We start from the raw sequence: 13,812 nt of genomic DNA, 5'->3' as shown, positions 1-13,812 counted from the left end.
TATGAAAAATCAAGATAAATTCAACGAAATTGCTTACAAAAAAGCTCAAAAAAGAGTAAAAGACATCAGAACGTATTATTACATGGTTTTGGGATATTTAGCAGTGGGTTATTTCATAGTTAGCCGAAATTATGACGGGAATCTTCTTAATATTTCTAGAAATTACAGCGTTTGGATAGTTATCTTATGGGGAATTTTTCTTTTGGGTTACGGAATTTATTTATTCACACCTTATTTCAGAAATTGGGAAGAAAGAAAAACCAAAGAATTAATGGAGAAATACAAACAAAAAAATTAAAAAAATGGAACCTATAAACGATAAAAATATTCAATACGAAAGAGCCAGAAAAAGGGTGAAAGAAATCAAAGGTTTCTATATTCACGCTTTGGTTTATGTTTTGGTCAACTTGTTTTTAATTCTGTCTACATCCATAAAATACGATTCTTTTGAAACGTTTTTCAAGCAGAATCAATTCTGGGGAATCGGACTTTGGGGAATTGGACTTTTTGCTCATGGTTTATCCGTTTTCTTGCCTAATTTTATCCTCGGAAAAAACTGGGAAGAAAAGAAAATACGTGAATTGATGGAAAGAAATAGAAATTTGAAAATTTGAAAAAATGAGCTAATTTGGAGATGAAATTATTCTTAAAAATAGATTCTTCATTCCGTTTCACTTCACTCAGAATGACATTAGAAAACCAAACTTTACCTTGAACTTTGAATTGAAAATATGAAAGTAGTAATTATAGAAGACGAAAAACCAGCCGCGAGAAAACTCGAAAGATTATTAAGCAATTTTACTGATTTACAATTGGTTGCAACGCTCCATTCTGTGGAAGACGCTGTAGATTGGTTCAGTAAAAACGAACATCCGAAACTGATATTTTCAGACATCGTTTTGGGTGATGGTTTGTCTTTTGATATTTTTGAGAAAGTTCCTACCAAAAGTTTCATCATTTACACTACTGCTTTTGATCAATATACCTTAAAAGCCTTCAAACTCAATTCCATAGATTATCTTCTCAAGCCAATTTCAGAAGAAGATTTAGCCAAAGCAATTGAAAAATTCAAAAGTTTTTTGCCTTCAGAAGAAACACACAACGCTTTGGAAATGAAATCTTTAATCAAAGAAAATCAACCGAAATTATCTAGAATTCTAGTGAAAATTGGATATAATTTGAAGGTCATCAAAACTGAAGAAATTTGCTGTTTTTATTCTGAAAACAAAATTGTTTATGCACAGACTTTAGAACGCAGTTTTCCGACAGATTTTACCTTAGATGAATTGGAAGAAGTTTTGAATGAAAAAACGTTTTTCCGTGTAAACAGACAGTTTATCATCAGTTCAGATTGTATCAAAAACATTCATACTTCACCGAATTATAAAGTAGAATTACAAGCGCAACCAGCCGAAGAAATTACAGTTAGCAGAGAACGTGTGAAAGATTTTAAAGATTGGTTGGTGAAGTAATTGAAAATTGAAAGTGCAAAATTGAAAATGATTACTATAGAAGAAATTGTAGATTTTACAAAAGATTTCTTAAAAGAAGATAATATTTTTCCTGACACTGATATTTTTTCTTTAGGGATTTATGGTGATGATATGGATGAATTTCTTGGAAGCTATCACAAAAAATATAATGTCAATTTTAATAACTATTTATGGTATTTTCATAATGAAGAAGAAATTAGCAATAACTTTTCAATTGGAAAAATATTCTTTAAACCTCCTTATGATAGCGTAGAAAGAATCCCAATAACTCCAGAAATTTTAACAAAATTTGCTAATACAAAGGTTTGGGAAATTGATTATCCAGAACATCAACTTCCCAAATATCGCTATGATGTTTTAATAGACCAAATAATCTTTGGAGGATTAGCTTTAATAATTCTATATTTTAGTTTTAAAGACTGTTTTGGACCAAATCAACCCTTATAAAACTCACTCGCAGAATTGATAAAATGCTGAAAAGCTTCCGTAACCTCTTTCTGAATTTTATTGGTTAAAGGAAACGGAACCATGTGCGAATATTCATAAGGAAAATCCTGAATTTCTACCTCAGTTTTTATATTTCTGTAACCGCCTTGCAAAGTATTGAGCGCTTCCATAGGTGGTGCAACTTCATCTTTTTCAAGGACATAGAGTTTAATTTGATGATGCAGTTTTTTAATTCTGTCTTCTCTTTCTTTTTGGAAATAATTGTATCTCAACATCATTTTGAACCAACTTTCCTGTGGATGTAATTTCTCGTCTTGAAAATGACCTAATCTTTCATCTGACTGAAAATCAGAGCTTAACAATTCTGCAAAAACGGTTTGCATTTTTATGGCAGCTCTTGCATCCATAATGTATTTAGAAATCGGGAACATTCTGTCAATCGTCATTCCGCCACAAAAACAGAATAATTTAGAATTTTCAAAAATTCCTTCAGGGTCTGCCATTTTTAGAATCATCGACAAAAATGAACCAATAGAATAGCCAAATAAATCAATAGAAGTTTCCGTTGAAATACTTTTAATCTTCTGATTTCTAATATCTTTCACCACTTGAATAACATCTGAATACGTCTGAAAACCAGACCAAAAAATTCTCTGAGGATGCGCTTCTAACCGTGAACTAATGGCTGCATTTACAAATGAACAATTGGTGTTTTCGGGATAATTTTTCTTTCTAAACTGTGCTACTTCTACCATTGCACGTCTGTCACTCCAGATTTCTTCGGCTCTGTTCATGTGAAATGCAATCGGGAAAAGAATGATGGCTTTTTTGGTTTTTTGAGCCAATTCATAAGCCCAAGGTAAATATTTATCCCACTTTTTCTCGTTCAATCCATGGAAAAAAATGAGCGTTCCTTCGGCGATTTCTACATCTGCTCTTTTGAGAATATAATAGTCGAAATGTTTATTTCTTTCGATGTCAAAATCTTTTACATCAATACTGGAAAAACCGTAAAGCGTTTGTTTTTCATTGCTTTCTTTGAAATGTGTTAGGTGTTTTTCGCAGGATGTGGTATAAAAAGAACCATTGAGTAAATCTGCTTTTTTAGAATGAAAATGAATGGTTTCTATCGTTACATTTAGGTCTTCAATTATTTTGAAATTTCCTTCTTTTTCAAAGTTTTCTTTTAAAATTTCATAGAGTTCATTGTAATTCATAAGCATCATTTTAATTATAACTTCAAAATAAAAGTTTTTATTGCTTAAAAGCCTTTATTGATAAGGTTTTTTTTCTAAACTAAAAAAAGCAGCCTAAGACAGACTGCTTTACTTTATATTTTTAAAATTTCTAAGAAATCACTCCGCTTCCTAATAATTCTTCGCCTACATACCAAGCTGCGAACTGTCCTTCTGCAATCGCAGATTGAGGATTTTCGAATTCTATGAAAAATCCTTCTTCAAACTGATAAAGCGTGGCTTTTTCTAGAGGTTGACGGTATCTAATTCTCGCCAAAACTTCCATAGATTCTCCGTTTTTAAGGCGTAAATCTTCACGAACCCAATGCAATTCTGAATTGTCAATTTTCAAAGCTTTTCTAAATAATCCTGGGAAATTTCTTCCTTCGCCTACATACACTAAATTATTTTCCATGTCTCTGGAAATGAGGAAACAAGATTCCTTATGACCGCCAATTCCGAGACCTTTACTTTGACCGATTGTGTAAAATTGTGCACCTTGATGTTTGCCAATTACTTTTCCGTCTGATTTTTTGTAATGGATTTTTGCAGACAAATATTCCAACTCTTCTAATTTTGAAGAAAATTCAGGTTTTTCTTTGTGATATTCAGCAAAATCACTGAAAATTTCTACAATTTCGCCTTCTTTGGCTTTTAATTGTTGCTGAAGAAAAGTCGGTAAACTTACTTTCCCGATGAAACAAAGACCTTGAGAATCTTTTTTATCCGCAGTTGCCAATTCCATTTCTCTGGCAATTTCTCTTACTTCTGGTTTGGTAAGTTCACCAATCGGGAAAAGTGCTTTAGAAAGCTGTTTTTGACTCAATTGACACAAGAAATAACTTTGGTCTTTGTTATTATCTTTCCCAGCTAAAAGTTGATACACTTCTTCCCCATTTTCATTGGTAAAAGAATCTAATCTGGCGTAATGTCCTGTTGCTACTTTATCTGCACCTAGTGAAAGTGCGGTTTCTAGAAAAACATCGAATTTTACTTCTCGGTTGCACAAAACATCAGGATTAGGAGTTCTCCCCTTTTCGTATTCGGCAAACATATAATCTACAATACGTTCTTTGTAGAGTTCGCTCATATCAATCACTTGGAACGGAATTCCCAGTTTTTTGGCCACTAAAAGAGCATCATTACTGTCTTCAATCCAAGGACATTCATCTTCTAAAGTTACGGAAGCATCGTTCCAATTTCTCATAAAAAGTCCGATGACTTCGTGACCTTGTTTCTGCAACAAATACGCTGCAACGCTGGAGTCTACACCTCCTGATAAACCGACTACTATTTTCATAATTGAGTTACGCTTTCGTTAAGGGAAAGTTTTACGACTGCAAAATTACGAATTAAAAACTCATTTGAAATTTTTCTGCTAAATTTGAATCATAGAAATTTTCTAAAAATGAAAAAATTATCTCTTTTCTTTCTGATGCTGATGTCTTTTTCGGCATTTTCACAGGTGGAAAACTCTACACAAAACTCTAAATGGACTTTTGGTGGTTATGCTGGTTTAACTGGCGGTTTTGGCAGTAATAGCAGCATTGCAGTACATATTGCACCAAGAGTAGGCTATAAAATTTCTGAAAATTTAGAAACAGGTTTGATGGGAAGTCTCAATTGGCAAAACTCATCTTATTCTTATTCTACTTTGTTTGGAATTGGGCCATTTGTGAATTATTATTTGGGCAGAAATTTCTATTTGGGTTCTCAATTTCAGGAATATTTTATCAGTCAAAAAGTAAAATCTTCAGAAGAAAAATACAGTTCAAACGAAGCTGCACTTTACATTGGTGGCGGTTATATGCAGAGAATGGGCAACAATTCTTATTTGCAGATTGGCGGAATGTATAACGTACTTTGGAAACAAAACAGCAGTATTTTCAGCAGTGGTTTTGTGCCTAATATTGGGGTGGTTTTTGGGTTGTAAAAATGAAAAGCTATTTATTATTTGGAATTTTAAATTCCATTTTTGGAATATTTATTGGAATAATTGTTTATTTACTATCTATTGGAGATGGATACGAAATATTTATAGTCACTCTGCCAATTTCTAATTTTATCATATCTTTCTTTTTATGGAAAATAATAGTTAGAAAAGACAATTTTAATATTTTTAAAATCATTATTGTCACTTTACTATCAGGTACTTTAAATCATTATTTTTGCTTTATTATTGATAGTATAATTGCAACATTAGGATTTTATATTAATGGTAGCTTTGTAGATTCTTTAGGTGGAAGACCCGCAAATCCTTTTGAAATGTTGACAGGTGGATTATACTTATCTTTTTTTAGTCTTCTTTTATTTGGCTGGTTAACTTTGTTAATGTCTATAATATCTGCAATATTTACATATCTTTTTTCTAAATTTTCTTCAAAAATTAAATCATAAAAAACCTCCGAAATTTCGGAGGTTTTGCTTTATGCTTTTTGTTTAGATTTCTTTTGGGTTTCACCTTCTAAAGCATCTTTGGCTTCGTTTAGTTTGAGAACTACGGTTTCGCCTTCAGAGAATTGTTTATTTACCAACATTTCTGCCAATAAATCTTCTATATATTTTTGGATTGCACGTTTTAGAGGTCTTGCTCCAAAATCTTTGTCCCAACCTTTCTCTGCGATGAAATCTCTAGCTTCGTCTGTTAATTCTACTTTGTAGTTTAGTTTTTCGAGACGTTTGTAGAGTTTATTTAACTCAAGGTCAATAATTTTCTTGATGTCTTCTTTTTCAAGAGAATTGAAGATGATAATATCATCTATTCTGTTTAAGAATTCTGGTGCAAAAGCTTTTTTCAGAGCGTTTTCTATGGTTGCTCTCGCTCTCGCATCAGAAGAAGTTTTCTTCGCAGAAGTTCCGAATCCTACTCCATCCCCGAAATCTTTTAAATCTCTGGTTCCGATGTTAGACGTCAAGATGATAATCGTATTTCTGAAATCCACTTTTCTGCCTAAAGAATCGGTAACGTGACCTTCATCTAAAATTTGCAATAAAATATTGAAAACATCTGGGTGTGCTTTTTCTATTTCGTCTAATAAAACTACCGCATAAGGTTTTCTACGAACCGCTTCAGTTAATTGACCGCCTTCTTCATAACCTACATATCCTGGAGGCGCTCCTACCAATCTAGAAACTGCGAATTTCTCCATGTATTCACTCATGTCTATTCTAATCAATGCATCATCAGAATCGAATAATTCACGAGCCATTACTTTTGCTAATTCGGTTTTACCAACACCTGTTGTTCCCAAGAAAATAAATGTACCAATCGGTCTGTTTGGATCTTTAAGACCTGCTCTATTTCTTTGGATGGCTTTCACCACTTTTTTCACAGCATCTTCTTGGCCAATGACTTTTCCGTTGAGTAAATTATCCATATTGGCTAATTTATCCATCTCGTTTTTGCCCACTTTTGTTACTGGAACTCCAGACATCATCGAAACTACCTCAGCTACATTTTCTTCGGTTACCACTTCTTTTTTCTCCTTCACTTCTTTGTCCCATTTGTCTTGAGCTACTGCCAATTCTAGTTGTAAACGCTCTTCTTCATCTTTTAATTTTCTCGCTTCTAAATAATCTTGGGCTTTTACCGCTTTTTGTTTCAGTTCCTTAATTTCTTCAATTTGCTTTTCATGCTCAATGATGTCAGTAGGAACTTTCATATTTTTGATATACACTCTAGAACCTGCTTCGTCCATCGCATCAATCGCTTTGTCTGGAAGGAATCTATCGGTAATATATCTCGAAGTAAGGTTTACACACGCTGCAATCGCTTCGTCTGTATAGGTTACATTATGGTGATCTTCGTATTTGTCTTTAATTTGATTCAAAATCAAAATGGTTTCTTCCACAGAAGTAGGTTCTACCATTACTTTTTGGAAACGTCTTTCTAAAGCACCATCTTTTTCGATGTACTGACGGTATTCGTCTAAAGTAGTCGCACCGATGCATTGAATTTCGCCTCTTGCTAAAGCAGGTTTAAACATATTAGAAGCATCTAAACTTCCTGTAGAACTTCCCGCACCAACAATCGTGTGTAACTCATCTATGAAAAGGATAACGTCTCTGTTTTTCTCCAACTCGGTCATAATCGCTTTCATTCTCTCTTCGAACTGACCTCTGTATTTAGTTCCTGCAACTAGACTTGCTAAATCTAACGTAATTACACGCTTGTTAAACAGAACTCTAGATACTTTTTTCTGCATGATTCTGAGCGCTAAACCTTCTGCAATGGCAGATTTACCAACGCCTGGTTCCCCAATCAAAAGCGGATTGTTTTTCTTACGTCTTGACAGAATTTGAGAAACTCTTTCAATCTCTTTTTCTCTACCAATTACAGGGTCTAGTTTCCCTTCAGAAGCTAGCGCAGTAAGATCTCTACCAAAATTATCTAAAGTTGGCGTTTTGCTTTTTCCTGTTCCTAGATTTCCAGTAGGCTTTTTCATTTGACCATATTCTTCACGCTCTTCGTCATCATCATACGCAGAACTTTTTGGCAACTGACCAGAGTTTTTAAGCATAGATTGATATTCTTTAGCTACGCTATCATAGTCAATTTCGTAAGCGCTTAAAATATTGGTAGTAGGATCTTCCATTTTATAGAGAATTCCTAACAAAAGATGAACAGTATTAATTTCTGAAGCTCTGTATTGTCTGCATTCTAAATCTGCTCTTTTTACCGCATAATCTGCTAATTTGGTGAAAGAAACATTCTCCTTTTCTTCTGAAAAAGGATTGGTATTTACGTTCATATTTTCAATCTTTCTGCGAATCTGAGTAAGATCTGCCTGAAGATTTTCTAATATTTCTTTAGCTGAATTATCCGTCTGAATAATTCCCAGCAAGAAATGTTCAGTCGATAAAAATTCGCTATGCAAACGTTTTGCTTCGCTTTTACTGTGTTTGAAGACTTTGGTTAAGCCTTCTGAAAATTTATTTTCCATGATAATTTCTCTCAATAAAATTCTAATGAAGTCAATATGAATTGATTTCGTAAATCAAAGTTACAAATACTTTACCAAACTTATATTATGACTTTATGACATTATTTTACAAAATTAATAGCAGGAAATTAGTAATTTTGTCGTCTTAAATTTTTTGAAATGGACGCGAATTGGGCAAATTATGTAGGTTATGCTGCATCATTCTTTGTAGTGCTGAGCTTTATGGTGAAAAACATTAAGCAAATTAGAGTGATTAATCTTATCGGTTGTATCGCTTTTGTAATTTATGGTGTTTTCAGCGGAATGTTGTGGCCTATCATTATTCCTAACGCAATTCTTTGCGTTATACAACTTTATCATTTAATAAAACACGATTAAAAGTTTTACATAATGAAAATTTTGGTAAGCGTTTTCAATAATTTATACACCGATCAGCGTGTGGAAAAATTCTGCAAAACCTTGCACGAAAATGCTTACCAAATAGAAGTAATAGGCAATAATTGGGGCGGAAATCCCGAAATGAAAAGGCCTTATCCATTTTCAAGAATTTCTTTACAGTCCAAAAAATTACGTTTCGCTTACTTAGAATTTCAGTGGAAATTATTCTTGGTATTGATGAAAAAAGCCGACCGAAATACAACTCTTCACGCCAACGATTTAGATGCACTTTTACCCAATTATTTGGTTTCAAAAATCAAAGGAATTCCTTTAGTTTGGGACAGTCACGAGATTTTTACCGAAATGCCCACTGTTACCAATCGTTGGGTTCAGCATGTTTGGAGACTTCTGGAAAATGCTTTGATTAGAAAAATCAAATATTTTATAACGGCAAATGATTCTTATGCCAACTGGTTTGAAACCAATTATAAGATTAAAAGGCCCATCGTCATTAGAAATTTTCCTCAAAAATCAGAACCACCGAAAAGTTTCGTTGAAAATTCTCCTAAAATCATTCTTTACCAAGGAACCATCAATTATTCTAGAGGAATTGATAAAATGATTGAAGCGATGAAATTTATTGAAAATGCAGAATTTCATATTGCAGGAAGAGGTCCTTTTTTAGAAGAATATCAACAACTTGTCCAAAAATTACATCTAGAAAATAAAGTAAAATTCTTAGGGAATCTACATCCAGATGATTTAAGAAAAATTACCGAAAAAGCAGATGTAGGTTTAAGCATCGAAGAAAATAAAGGTTTAAGTTATTACTACTCACTTCCGAATAAAATCTCAGATTACATACAAGCCAGAGTTCCTGTAGTGGTTTCTAAATTCCCCGAAATGCAGAAAATTGTAGAAAATTATCATGTAGGAGAATTCATCACTTCTCACGAACCAAAACATTTGGCCGAAAAAGTAAAAACCGTTTTAGAAAAGGGGAGAAGTTCTTATCTTCCTCAACTGGAAATTGCTTCCCAAGAAATTTGCTGGGAAAATGAAACCCCTAAAATTCTAGAGCTTTATGAAAGAGTAGCTCCACAACATAGACAGTTCAAAAGAAGCGAATAACCAATTGATAACCCCGATTGCAGCGAAAATCCCGCAGTAAGCTTTGGCGAAAGTTGCTGCACGAGGAATTGCAGCGAAAAGCGGGACTACAAGTGAAAATATTTAGAAATTTTCTGTTTCTAAAAATTCTTACCTTTGTACCATGACAATTCAAGAAAAACAACAAGAAATCATAGAAGAATTCGAGTTTCTGGACGATTGGGAACAGAAATACGAATACATTATAGACTTGGGAAAAGAACTGAAAGGTTTGCCTGAAGATAAAAAAACAGACGAAAATCTGATTAAAGGTTGTCAGTCAAAAGTTTGGTTAGACGCCGAATTTAGAGACGGAAAATTGTTCTTCAATGCAGATTCTGACGGAATTTTACCGAAAGGAATTGTTTCACTTTTGGTGAGAATTTACAGCGGTCATTCTACCCAAGAAATCTTGGATTCTGATTTTGATTTTATCTCAAAAATCGGTTTGCAAGAATTTTTATCGCCTTCTAGAGCCAATGGTTTGATGGCAATGACGAAACAAATTAAGTTCTACGCGGTTGCATTTCAGTTAAAATCGTGAAAAAAATCCTAGCATATCGTTTTTCAGCTTTTGGAGATGTGGCGATGATTGTGCCCGTTCTGAAAGAATTTTTGGCACAAAATCCTGACACAGAAATTGTTTTCGTTTCCAGAAAAAACTTTGCTGATTTATTCGATGGAGTAGAGCGATTGACTTTTCGTGGCGTAAATCTGGATGATTACAAAGGATTTTTCGGACTTAGAAAATTGGCTTTAGAACTGAAAAAGGAATTTCAGCCCGATTTTGTAGCCGATTTGCACAATGTTTTGCGCACTAAAATTCTGAGTTTTTTCTTCAAAAAAACGGCAACACTTGACAAAGGAAGAACCGAAAAAAAATTACTTACGAGAAAGGAAAATAAAATTAAAAAACCACTGAAATCAACTACAGAACGTTATGCAGATGTTTTCAGAAAATTAGGTTTTACCCTAAAACTTTCTCATCAATTATTGCCAAAAACTCAACAAAAATCTGGAATTGGATTTGCTCCTTTTGCTCAACATGCAGGGAAAATGCTTCCCATTGAAAAATCTCTAGAATTGGTGAAAACACTTTCTAAAAATCATCCAATTTATCTTTTTGGTGGCGGAAAAAAGGAAGTAGAAATTCTATCAAAATGGGAGCAAGAGATTGAAAATGTAACTTCTCTCGCTGGGAAACTTTCACTAAGAGAAGAACTTCAGAAAATTTCTGAATTAGAACTCATGATTTCTATGGATTCTGCCAATATGCATTTGGCAAGTTTGGTGGGAACTAGAGTAGTTTCGGTTTGGGGAGCTACTCATTATTTCGCTGGCTTTTTAGGATACGGACAGTCCGAAAATGACATTGTAGAAATTACAGATTTAGAATGCAGACCTTGTTCTGTTTTTGGCAATAAACCTTGTTTCCGTGGGGATTATGCTTGCCTTAACCAAATAGAAATTTTAGAAATCTTGAAGAAAATTTAGATTTAATTTCATTCATAATTTTTTAAAAACATCTAAGATGTTTTCTTAATGAACTTAATCCCTTAATAGAGACTTAATGTTTAAATTTTAATCTCAATAAATACTTGTATTTCTTATCTTTGCTTTATGCAAATTGTACTCATCGGTTCTGGAAATGTGGCATTTCACTTAGCAAAAGCTTTTACCGAAGCTCAAATTCCTATTTCTCAAATTTTTGGAAGAAATACTACCGAACTTCAGAAAATTTCGGAGCAATTTTCCATTCCTTTTTCTACGGAAACGCTTGCTGATGCAGATTTGTACATTATTTCGGTGAGTGATTCTTCGATTGCTGAAGTTTCATCGCTCATCAAAAATGAAAATGCTTTGGTTGCACATACTTCTGGTTCTGTTTCACGTGAAGCATTGAGTGGAAATTACAGAAAATCAGTTTTTTATCCGCTTCAAACGTTTTCAAAATCTAAAAATTTAGACTATTCTAAAATTCCTTTTTTCATAGATGCAGAAAATGAAAATGATGAAGAAATTTTGAAAAATTTGGCTTCTAAAATTTCTAAAAACGTAATGCTTGCCAATGATGAAAAACGAAAATACATTCATTTGACCGCGGTTTTTGCTTGTAATTTTGTGAATCATTTGTACGCGAGAGCTAAGGAAATATCTGATAGTCAAGGAATTCCGTTTGATTATTTCTTACCATTAATTGACGAAACTACCCAGAAAATACATGAATTAGAACCAAAATTGGCACAAACTGGACCTGCTATTAGAAATGATGAAAAAGTGCTAAAACTTCATGAATCTTTATTAACCGATGAAGAAAAACTAAAAATCTATAAAACCTTAAACGAATCGATAAAGAAAATGTATCATTTTGAGTAAAATCGCTTATTTGTAAAGTCGTTAATCGTATTTTTTACAACTTTACAACTTAGCGGTTTTACAACTTTACAACATAGAAAATATGAGTCATTTAGAAAAATTAAAAAATATAAAAGCCTTTGTTTTTGATGTAGACGGTGTTTTCACAGACGGTAGCGTTTATCTATTGCCAGAAGGAAACATGTGCAGAGTGATGAATGTTTTAGATGGTTTTGCAGTGGTAAAAGCATTGAAAAAGAAATATAAAATCTGTGTTATTACGGGCGGAGATGACCCAATGGTTCGTCACAGAATACATTATTTGGGTATCACTGATTATTATTCAAAAGTGCATCATAAATTAGAAAAATTCGAAGAGTTTAAAGCCAAATATCAACTTCAAAACGAAGAAATTCTTACGATGGGAGACGATATTCCAGACATCAAAATGATGAAAATTTCTGGAATTTCGGCTTGTCCGCTAAATTCTGTAGCAGAAGTAAAAGAAATTTCGGACTATATTTCTCCTATTTACGGTGGAAAAGGCGCTGTAAGAGACGTGATAGAACAAGTCATGAAAGTGCAAGGAAATTGGGAAGATGATGATACGCAGTCTATTTAAGTGGGAGAGTTTGTAGAATTGGAGAGTGGGAGAGTGGGAGAATGAAAAAATTTATTTTAGTGTTTTAATTTTTTCTCTATAGAATTGGTTAATATCTTCACTAACAATAATTTTATTTTTTCTTAAATAAAGTACAGAATCAGAGTTTTTATTCTTTATAATGGAATCTCCAACTTGGAGTTTATCATAAATAAAAAAGGGAATTTCTTTTGTTATGCCATTTTCTAATTTTACTTCTTTAAACCTCTTTCCTTGATTTCTTTCCTCGAAAAGATTTACAATTTTACCTGAATATTTTTTTTCTCTAATTGCATCATATTCACTTTTATTGTAGTCGAAAGAATTAGATTGAAATTTTGTAATAATTATCACCAAAAGAATACAAATACCTAAAATCAAAAAAAACTTTAATTTGAACTTTTGAAAAGTCAATATGGCCATTATCTTTCATTACTTTAAGTTTTTTTTCATCTCAAAAATACTAATTTTGCTTGATTAAAAATCATTTTTAGATTACAACATATTTACACTTTTACGACTTTACAACTTTACAAAGAAAAAATGAAAATATTACTCGGCTCTAATTCACCCAGAAGAAAAGAACTTTTACAAAGTTTAGGTTTTGATTTTGAGGTGGTTTCTATAGATTGTGACGAAGTTTTTCCAGAAAATTTATCCGTAGAAAATATTGCAGGATACCTTTCGGAACTCAAAGCAGGTGCTTATAGAAATTTAGAAAAAAATGAAATTTTGCTCACTTCTGATACGATTGTTACCTTTGAAGGAAAAGTTCTCGGAAAGCCTAAGAATAGAGAAGAAGCGGTAGAAATGCTTCAACATTTGTCAGGGAAAACTCACCAAGTTTACACCGCTGTTTCATTTAAAAGTTCTGAAAAAATTATCACTAAAACTGATATAGCAGATGTAGAATTTTCAGAAATTTCTGACCAAGAAATCAATTTTTACATCGAAAATTATCATCCATTTGACAAAGCCGGAAGCTACGGAATTCAGGAATGGTTAGGCATGGCAAAAATTTCAAAAATCAATGGCAGTTTTTACACGATTATGGGATTGCCTACACATTTGGTTTACGAAACTTTAAAAGATTTAGGTTTCTAAAAAATTCCTTATTTTTACTGAATGTTTTTCGCCTCAATAACAATAAATTGTGGCAATTTCAGTTATTA

17 protein-coding genes are annotated in these 13,812 nt (G+C 32.9%); 13 read left to right on the top strand and 4 right to left on the bottom strand.

Going from position 1 to position 13,812, the window contains the following annotated elements:
- Window position 1 precedes the first annotated feature (1 nt).
- The 4 genes from QO190_RS00985 (at window position 2) to QO190_RS00970 (ending at window position 1,940) form a co-directional block, all read left to right on the top strand.
- The gene (locus QO190_RS00985) at window positions 2-298 is read left to right on the top strand and encodes a 2TM domain-containing protein (RefSeq protein WP_165785711.1); all 297 of its coding nucleotides are present in this window, start codon (window positions 2-4) and stop codon (window positions 296-298) included.
- Window positions 299-302: 4 nt separating this feature from the next.
- A complete protein-coding gene (locus QO190_RS00980; RefSeq protein WP_371460833.1) occupies window positions 303-614 on the top strand; it encodes a 2TM domain-containing protein in 312 nt (103 codons plus the stop codon).
- Between the two features lie 117 nt (window positions 615-731).
- Window positions 732-1,472 carry a LytTR family DNA-binding domain-containing protein gene (locus QO190_RS00975; RefSeq protein ID WP_104793032.1) on the top strand — a complete coding sequence of 247 codons (741 nt, stop codon included), beginning with the start codon at window positions 732-734 and terminating at the stop codon, window positions 1,470-1,472.
- Between the two features lie 27 nt (window positions 1,473-1,499).
- Window positions 1,500-1,940, top strand: coding sequence for a hypothetical protein (locus QO190_RS00970; RefSeq protein WP_371460832.1), 441 nt, complete (start codon window positions 1,500-1,502; stop codon window positions 1,938-1,940).
- Here the strand turns inward: QO190_RS00970 and QO190_RS00965 are convergent.
- Entirely contained in the window at window positions 1,928-3,157 is a 1,230-nt protein-coding gene (locus QO190_RS00965; protein WP_371460831.1) for a DUF6051 family protein, read from the bottom strand. The two genes, QO190_RS00970 and QO190_RS00965, sit on opposite strands and share 13 nt — an antisense overlap.
- A gap of 130 nt (window positions 3,158-3,287) precedes the next feature.
- Window positions 3,288-4,475, bottom strand: a complete 1,188-nt coding sequence (gene mnmA, locus QO190_RS00960; RefSeq protein ID WP_213197126.1) for a tRNA 2-thiouridine(34) synthase MnmA — start codon at window positions 4,473-4,475, stop codon at window positions 3,288-3,290.
- Window positions 4,476-4,583: 108 nt separating this feature from the next.
- On the opposite strand from mnmA, the gene QO190_RS00955 reads away from it, so the two are divergent.
- Both QO190_RS00955 and QO190_RS00950 read left to right on the top strand, forming a co-directional pair.
- Window positions 4,584-5,108, top strand: coding sequence for a hypothetical protein (locus QO190_RS00955; protein WP_371460830.1), 525 nt, complete (start codon window positions 4,584-4,586; stop codon window positions 5,106-5,108).
- A gap of 2 nt (window positions 5,109-5,110) precedes the next feature.
- Window positions 5,111-5,572 (top strand): hypothetical protein, encoded by a 462-nt coding sequence (locus QO190_RS00950; RefSeq protein WP_213197128.1) that lies wholly within the window; start codon window positions 5,111-5,113, stop codon window positions 5,570-5,572.
- Between the two features lie 29 nt (window positions 5,573-5,601).
- Here the strand turns inward: QO190_RS00950 and QO190_RS00945 are convergent, their stop codons facing one another.
- Window positions 5,602-8,118 carry an ATP-dependent Clp protease ATP-binding subunit gene (locus tag QO190_RS00945; protein WP_371460828.1) on the bottom strand — a complete coding sequence of 839 codons (2,517 nt, stop codon included), beginning with the start codon at window positions 8,116-8,118 and terminating at the stop codon, window positions 5,602-5,604.
- A 159-nt stretch (window positions 8,119-8,277) separates the two neighbouring features.
- Between QO190_RS00945 and QO190_RS00940 the strand changes: the two genes are divergently transcribed.
- The 6 genes from QO190_RS00940 (at window position 8,278) to QO190_RS00915 (ending at window position 12,622) form a co-directional block, all read left to right on the top strand.
- Window positions 8,278-8,496: a uroporphyrinogen decarboxylase gene (locus QO190_RS00940; protein ID WP_069799835.1), complete on the top strand. Its 219-nt coding sequence runs from the start codon at window positions 8,278-8,280 to the stop codon at window positions 8,494-8,496.
- Window positions 8,497-8,508: 12 nt separating this feature from the next.
- Window positions 8,509-9,627, top strand: coding sequence for a glycosyltransferase (locus QO190_RS00935; protein ID WP_371460826.1), 1,119 nt, complete (start codon window positions 8,509-8,511; stop codon window positions 9,625-9,627).
- 142 nt (window positions 9,628-9,769) lie between these two features.
- The gene (locus QO190_RS00930; RefSeq protein WP_371460825.1) at window positions 9,770-10,189 is read left to right on the top strand and encodes a SufE family protein; all 420 of its coding nucleotides are present in this window, start codon (window positions 9,770-9,772) and stop codon (window positions 10,187-10,189) included.
- A 44-nt stretch (window positions 10,190-10,233) separates the two neighbouring features.
- Window positions 10,234-11,139, top strand: coding sequence for a glycosyltransferase family 9 protein (locus tag QO190_RS00925; RefSeq protein ID WP_371461065.1), 906 nt, complete (start codon window positions 10,234-10,236; stop codon window positions 11,137-11,139).
- A 126-nt stretch (window positions 11,140-11,265) separates the two neighbouring features.
- Window positions 11,266-12,021, top strand: coding sequence for a Rossmann-like and DUF2520 domain-containing protein (locus tag QO190_RS00920; RefSeq protein ID WP_371460824.1), 756 nt, complete (start codon window positions 11,266-11,268; stop codon window positions 12,019-12,021).
- An 82-nt stretch (window positions 12,022-12,103) separates the two neighbouring features.
- A complete protein-coding gene (locus QO190_RS00915) occupies window positions 12,104-12,622 on the top strand; it encodes a KdsC family phosphatase (RefSeq protein ID WP_371460822.1) in 519 nt (172 codons plus the stop codon).
- Between the two features lie 51 nt (window positions 12,623-12,673).
- Here the strand turns inward: QO190_RS00915 and QO190_RS00910 are convergent, their stop codons facing one another.
- The gene (locus tag QO190_RS00910) at window positions 12,674-13,021 is read right to left on the bottom strand and encodes a hypothetical protein (protein WP_371460820.1); all 348 of its coding nucleotides are present in this window, start codon (window positions 13,019-13,021) and stop codon (window positions 12,674-12,676) included.
- Window positions 13,022-13,183: 162 nt separating this feature from the next.
- On the opposite strand from QO190_RS00910, the gene QO190_RS00905 reads away from it, so the two are divergent.
- Window positions 13,184-13,744, top strand: coding sequence for a Maf family nucleotide pyrophosphatase (locus QO190_RS00905; RefSeq protein ID WP_371460819.1), 561 nt, complete (start codon window positions 13,184-13,186; stop codon window positions 13,742-13,744).
- Window positions 13,745-13,812 lie beyond the last annotated feature (68 nt).

Source organism: Cloacibacterium sp. Arc13 (assembly GCF_041431305.1).
In the GTDB taxonomy this organism is placed as follows: domain Bacteria; phylum Bacteroidota; class Bacteroidia; order Flavobacteriales; family Weeksellaceae; genus Cloacibacterium; species Cloacibacterium caeni_B.
This window is presented reverse-complemented; position numbering and strand designations above follow the sequence as displayed.

Coding starts and splice junctions, on each gene's coding strand:
- QO190_RS00985 (WP_165785711.1), top strand. CDS start 2: ATGAAAAATCAAGATAAATTCAACGAAATTGCTTACAAAAAAGCTCAA.
- QO190_RS00980 (WP_371460833.1), top strand. CDS start 303: ATGGAACCTATAAACGATAAAAATATTCAATACGAAAGAGCCAGAAAA.
- QO190_RS00975 (WP_104793032.1), top strand. CDS start 732: ATGAAAGTAGTAATTATAGAAGACGAAAAACCAGCCGCGAGAAAACTC.
- QO190_RS00970 (WP_371460832.1), top strand. CDS start 1,500: ATGATTACTATAGAAGAAATTGTAGATTTTACAAAAGATTTCTTAAAA.
- QO190_RS00965 (WP_371460831.1), bottom strand. CDS start 3,157: ATGAATTACAATGAACTCTATGAAATTTTAAAAGAAAACTTTGAAAAA.
- mnmA (WP_213197126.1), bottom strand. CDS start 4,475: ATGAAAATAGTAGTCGGTTTATCAGGAGGTGTAGACTCCAGCGTTGCA.
- QO190_RS00955 (WP_371460830.1), top strand. CDS start 4,584: ATGAAAAAATTATCTCTTTTCTTTCTGATGCTGATGTCTTTTTCGGCA.
- QO190_RS00950 (WP_213197128.1), top strand. CDS start 5,111: ATGAAAAGCTATTTATTATTTGGAATTTTAAATTCCATTTTTGGAATA.
- QO190_RS00945 (WP_371460828.1), bottom strand. CDS start 8,118: ATGGAAAATAAATTTTCAGAAGGCTTAACCAAAGTCTTCAAACACAGT.
- QO190_RS00940 (WP_069799835.1), top strand. CDS start 8,278: ATGGACGCGAATTGGGCAAATTATGTAGGTTATGCTGCATCATTCTTT.
- QO190_RS00935 (WP_371460826.1), top strand. CDS start 8,509: ATGAAAATTTTGGTAAGCGTTTTCAATAATTTATACACCGATCAGCGT.
- QO190_RS00930 (WP_371460825.1), top strand. CDS start 9,770: ATGACAATTCAAGAAAAACAACAAGAAATCATAGAAGAATTCGAGTTT.
- QO190_RS00925 (WP_371461065.1), top strand. CDS start 10,234: ATGATTGTGCCCGTTCTGAAAGAATTTTTGGCACAAAATCCTGACACA.
- QO190_RS00920 (WP_371460824.1), top strand. CDS start 11,266: ATGCAAATTGTACTCATCGGTTCTGGAAATGTGGCATTTCACTTAGCA.
- QO190_RS00915 (WP_371460822.1), top strand. CDS start 12,104: ATGAGTCATTTAGAAAAATTAAAAAATATAAAAGCCTTTGTTTTTGAT.
- QO190_RS00905 (WP_371460819.1), top strand. CDS start 13,184: ATGAAAATATTACTCGGCTCTAATTCACCCAGAAGAAAAGAACTTTTA.